The following is a 5,522-nucleotide window of genomic DNA, read 5'->3' as shown; positions in this document are numbered from 1 at the left end:
AAGATGCAATTGATGTCCGGAGCATTCACATCTACAATGTCTAGCACAGACCCGCCACAGCCATAAAACAAAATTAAGGTCGCGAAAATCAATCCTTTTTTCATTTCATCCTCCTCCTTTTGTTGTTAAAAATTATCTAATTTATTGAAATCGTCGGCAGTCGGTCTCCTAGTTATAGATCTCAAAATTCGCATTTCTGATTTTCTGCTGCCGGGAGACTTTATCCGTTACGATGGCGGCAAGCTCATAATTGCCAGGGGAAAGTTTGGAAATATCCACGTCAAAATTTTCTTTGCTGGTGGTTGTGAAGGAATCAAACTCGAATGTGAGGGTAATTTCGCTTTTCTTCTTTTTCGATTTTTCTTTCAGTTCGGCAATTTGGAAATCAATTGAGTAGTGTGAGACGCCGACTTCATCAGGAGAGAGGTGGTAGATTTCCAAGTAGATTTTCAGCTTGTCCTTTTTCCATATTTTACGACCGGGAATCAGCGGAAACAAGAATTTAGATTCGTCCAGCGTTTCGGGGATGGTGACGCCAAGAATCAAATCACTCAGCTCCAGCGTTTTCATGTCAGTACCGAGTAGCGGCGAGGATACCAAAAAAGCGGAGCCGTTTGCCAGCACCTTGGCTTTTTTCGGCGGTGCAAATTCTCCGTATTCGGAGACAAAATCCTTTTTGGCAAAAGCTTCGGTGGCAATTGAAAAACTGGCATTCGAATCGACTTCACTCAAAATAAAAGTGAATGGATAATCCAGATCTTCAACGACAAAATCCGTGATCCGGTCTTGCTCATTAAGATTTTCATCACGGATAATCAGAGTGTGTCTGAGCAAATAGTCCGGGATTTTGAAATCCTCGGATGCTGCCAAATTTTTGAACTGCGGATTCGCAAAGACCATAATCGCGTTACGCGGAGAATTCAGTTCGTCCAGAAAGCGCAGGCTCTGTGCTGTAATTTGAATCGGAGAAATCGCATCGTGATAGCTGCTTTTATCGGGGGCGGCATATTTATGGGAGGGGGCGGTGCGATCAATGGCTTTATTCGTGTGGAAAAACAGATTTAAAATCCTTTTTCCGGGATAATTGGGGCTGGTTTCCGTTCGGTACCAAATCTCTTCAAGTTTATAATAACGGTCTTCGAAAAATGGGTCCAACCCGGCCAATTCCGAATAATACATAATTTGCAAAATATTCCGGGCGCCGCGAAGATAAGCATATTCCGAAATGAATTCTTCCACACCGTTTCGCAAACCAAAGGATCCGATGCCGGCTTCTCTGCCAAACAAAAAGAAGGTGGATTCTTTTGCGCCTATTCCGTAGTAAATCCAGAGCTCATAGTCGGGATTTCTATCCACGTCCCGGATATCAGACCGTGCCGATGGACTTTCAATCCAACGAAACAGCTCTATACCGCTGCGCCCAAAGGAGCTGATTTTCTTAAAATCCGGTTCGCCGTATTTAATGTGAATTAATCCCCGGTCATCTGTGCCGTATGGCGTGCTGGAGTTTTTGTCGAAGGTCTTACGCGCAAAAGCAATCCGCTCCCAATGTTCAAGCAATCTCTCGTTGGCGGGAGTGGCAGGGGTTGGGTCGCGTTCAAACCAAAACCTCTTGATTCTTTTTGCGATGGATTCGTTTCGTTCCAGTGATGCCCGCCACACCTTTTCTTCTTTTTCGCCCAACAGCGGGGCAATGAGCTCGAATTCCTCTTGGATCACGAATCTATGTTCCCCGCCATTGCTTTCCGACAAGCCCCAAAAGTACATCTCGCATGCGGTACCGTAATAGTTGCCGGCATAATTTTCTGTGGCCAACTCAATAAACGCAATGCCGATTCTAGGGTCGGTCAAACCGTCTCTCTCCAAGTCATTGCGCCCCTCCCACCAAACTTTCAGCGCCTGTTCCCAATCGCCGGAATTTTTCAACTCCACGCCGCGCTCGTAAATATCAGAATCGGAATTTGGTTTGGCAGAAAGGTTATAACTCGGGAAGAAAATGAATAGGCAGCTTATGTAATAAAGAAAATTTTTAGAAAACAGAGTACCCCTCAATTTTTGGAACAACGCAACCAGTTTGGTTTTTTCAAACGTTTTCATAGCCTTTGCTTAATGACATTTAGCAGGAAACGTAGAACAATATCCTAAATCCTTAAAATTTAATCAAGGAAAACCTTGACTTTCTAATAGAAAGTGTTTTCGTTTTAAGGTGTTAAATAAAAAAAAGTGTTCACGTGTTTGGGTTTTAAAGTGTTAAAATAATTATTGTCACGCAAAATTTAAGGCGCTGGAACAACCCTTGAGCACCTGAAAACTTTAACACCCTAACACTTTTAACACTCGAATACTCAAACACTTTTTAAAAATGAAACCTGAAGTCGTCCAACTTGAACTGTTCACCAACCGCTTCCGCGCCATTGCCCAGGAGATGGGCGAGATGCTGCGCCGGACCGCCATTTCAACCAATGTGAAAGAGCGTCTGGATTTCTCCTGCGCTTTGCTCGATGCCGGAGGCGAGCTGGTGGTCAACGCGCCGCACATGCCGGTGCACCTTGGCGCCCTGGGACTTTGTGTGCGCAGCCTGGTTGAGGCGCTGCCCCTCGGACCCGGAGACGTTGGCGTGACCAATCACCCGGCTTGCGGTGGCGCACATTTGCCGGACATCACCGTGGTGACGCCGGTTTATACAAAAGAAGAAACGTTATTGGGATATGTTGCCAGCCGCGCTCACCATGCTGAGATTGGCGGCAGCAGGCCGGGTTCCATGCCGCCGTTTGCAACCAACCTCGCGGAAGAGGGGGTGGTCATCCCGCCCATCTATTTAATCAAATCGGGGAAGCCGAAATGGCAGGGGATGCGCTCCCTGCTGCTAAGCGGCAAATTTCCAACTCGGTCAGTCGAAGACAACATTGCTGATTTGCGTGCAGCGGTCGCAGCGAACCATCGCGGGGTGCAGGCCCTGAAATCATTAGAAGATGAATACGGCCACGACCTGGTGGTGCATTACATGAACGAGCTAAAAAAACTCGCTGAAAAGCAAATTCGCGCCGCGCTGAAAGATCTCCCGGACGGCAAATATGAAGCGCTTGAGAAACTCGATGATGGCGCTCCTCTGGCCGTTAAAATTGAGATTTCCGGAGACAGCGCATGCATCGATTTTACCGGATCCTCAGAAGTTCACCCGGGGAATCTCAACGCCACTCCGGCAATTGTGAACAGCGTGGTGATTTACATTATGCGCTTATTGATCAACCAACCCCTACCCCTCAACGAAGGACTCATGGCGCCGGTAAAATTAAAAATTCCAAAAGGAATTTTGAATCCAGATTTTCCGGACGATCCGGAGCAAGCGCCCGCGGTGGTTGGCGGCAATGTTGAAACCAGCCAGCGATTGGTAGACACGTTGCTCAAGGCCCTCGGCCTATCCGCCGCCAGCCAGGGGACGATGAACAACACCCTGTTTGGCACCGATGATTTCGGGTATTATGAAACGGTTTGCGGCGGCTGCGGCGCCGGACCGACTTATGACGGCGCCAGCGCCACTCACAGTCACATGACCAACACTCGCATCACCGATCCTGAGATTCTCGAGCACCGCTATCCGGTTCGCCTGGAGCAGTTTGCCATCCGCAAAGGATCGGGCGGTAAAGGAAAACAGCGCGGCGGCGATGGCGCCATTCGCGAAATCACTTTTCTGGAAAACATGTCTCTTTCAATTGTCAGTCAGCACCGGAACGAAGGGCCTTTTGGATTAAATGGCGGGAAGCCGGGAAAACCAGGTTCTACCCAACTTCATCGTGCATCCGGGGAAGTTGTGCACCTGAAAGCAGTGGATGGCTGTGACGTCAAAGCAGGAGATAGGCTTGTTCTTAAAACACCGGGAGGAGGGGGATTTGGAAAAATGTGAAACGTCAAAAGTGAGACGTGAAACGGATTTTGGTTCATGGTTTAGATTTTCATGTTTCACGTTTTTCGTCTCACATCTCACTTCGGAAGATTTAATACATTAACATATTTATCGCTTTTTGATGATGAAACGTTTTCTTAGCATCCTTTTTTGGTCAATTATTACGGCGGCTTTTATTGGACCTGGAACCGTAACCACTGCCGCCTCATCGGGCGCGCGATTTGGATATGATCTGCTTTGGGCATTGCTTTTTTCAACGATTGCCTGTTTAGTTCTCCAGGAGGCAAGTGCGAGGGTGACCGTTGTTTCCGGGCTCAGTTTAGGTGAAGCCATCCGCCAACAGTTTCAAGGCGGCCTAAAGGGTTTTTCGGTGCTGGTCATGGTTTTGGGCGCCATTGTTTTTGGTTGTGCGGCCTATCAAACCGGAAACATTTTAGGCGGCGTCACCGGCGCAGTTCTCGGGACCGGCTTTTCCGCAAAACTGTTAACTTTGCTGGTGGGCGGAATCGCCGGGGTGCTGCTTTGGCTTGGCTCGCCCAGAACGGTTGCTTATGTATTGAGTATTGTCGTGGCTTTTATGGGGCTGGTTTTTCTGGTGACCGCATTTTTACTCAAACCTCCTTTGGCCGGACTTTTAAGCGGAACCCTGATTCCAAGTCTTCCCCGGGGTTCGGGTCTTTTGGTGCTTGGCCTGATTGGCACAACCGTTGTACCGTATAATCTTTTTTTAGGATCGGGCCTCGCAAAAGGGCACACTCTTCCTGAACTGCGCTTTGGATTAAGCGTCGCCATTTTACTTGGCGGACTTATTTCAATGGGAATTTTGGTGGTAGGGGCCGCCATCGAAACAACTTTTTCGTTTGAGGCCCTCGCGGCCACACTCTCGGGACGTCTCGGGCCATGGGGCGGTCCTTTCTTTGCTTTTGGGCTTTTTGCAGCAGGAATGTCTTCGGCGGTGACCGCACCGCTGGCAGCCGCCATGACTGCCAGAAGCTTGTTTGAAAAAGCAGATGAAAACCACTGGCACGTTCGGAGTTGGCGCTATCGAAGCATCTGGATGGGTGTGCTGCTGGTCGGCGTCGGGTTTGGGCTGGCAGATGTCCAGCCAATTCCGGCGATTATTTTGGCTCAGGCGCTAAACGGGGTTGTGCTGCCTTTCGTGGCGGTTTTTCTAATTCTGGTGGTCAACGATCGCAACTTGATGGGTGAGAGGGGTTTAAACAGCTTCTTTTTAAACACCATCATGAGCGCTGTGGTTGTCGTGACGCTTATATTAGGAATTATGAATATTGCAAAAGCAGTGGCCTCGACTCTTGGATTTTCGACGCCTGCAGAAAGTTTTATTTTAATCAGCTCCCTTATTGTCTCCTTAATAATTGCCATCCCCCTGGCAAGAGCGATTCAGAAACGCCGCTTTTTTATTTAACTGACATTTCTCACTTTAGAAATGAGTCTTAATTTCTTTAAAAACAAAATTGAGCCACTGATTCACACGGATTGGACACGGATACCTATATGTTGAGTTTGATAACTGACCGTGTTGCTCTATTTGGATCTATGAATCAGTGTTCATCCGTGGCTAAATCCTGTTGATTAGAACGGTTGTGAAGTGAGAAAT

Annotated in this window: 3 protein-coding genes; 2 read left to right on the top strand and 1 reads right to left on the bottom strand. The window is 48.0% G+C overall.

What is annotated here, in order from left to right:
- Positions 1-168: 168 nt before the first annotated feature.
- Positions 169-2,097 (bottom strand): GWxTD domain-containing protein, encoded by a 1,929-nt coding sequence (locus tag IH879_18860; GenBank protein MCH7676987.1) that lies wholly within the window; start codon positions 2,095-2,097, stop codon positions 169-171.
- Positions 2,098-2,362: 265 nt separating this feature from the next.
- Here IH879_18860 and IH879_18855 point away from each other — a divergent pair, with 265 nt between their 5' ends.
- Together IH879_18855 and IH879_18850 are read left to right on the top strand one after the other, a co-directional pair.
- Entirely contained in the window at positions 2,363-3,904 is a 1,542-nt protein-coding gene (locus tag IH879_18855; GenBank protein ID MCH7676986.1) for a hydantoinase B/oxoprolinase family protein, read from the top strand.
- Between the two features lie 106 nt (positions 3,905-4,010).
- Positions 4,011-5,330, top strand: coding sequence for a divalent metal cation transporter (locus IH879_18850; GenBank protein MCH7676985.1), 1,320 nt, complete (start codon positions 4,011-4,013; stop codon positions 5,328-5,330).
- Positions 5,331-5,522 lie beyond the last annotated feature (192 nt).

Source organism: candidate division KSB1 bacterium (assembly GCA_022562085.1).
Taxonomy (GTDB): Bacteria; Zhuqueibacterota; Zhuqueibacteria; order Oceanimicrobiales; family Oceanimicrobiaceae; genus Oceanimicrobium.
Note: the sequence above shows the minus strand (reverse complement) of the source record. Positions and strands in the feature narration are given on the sequence as shown.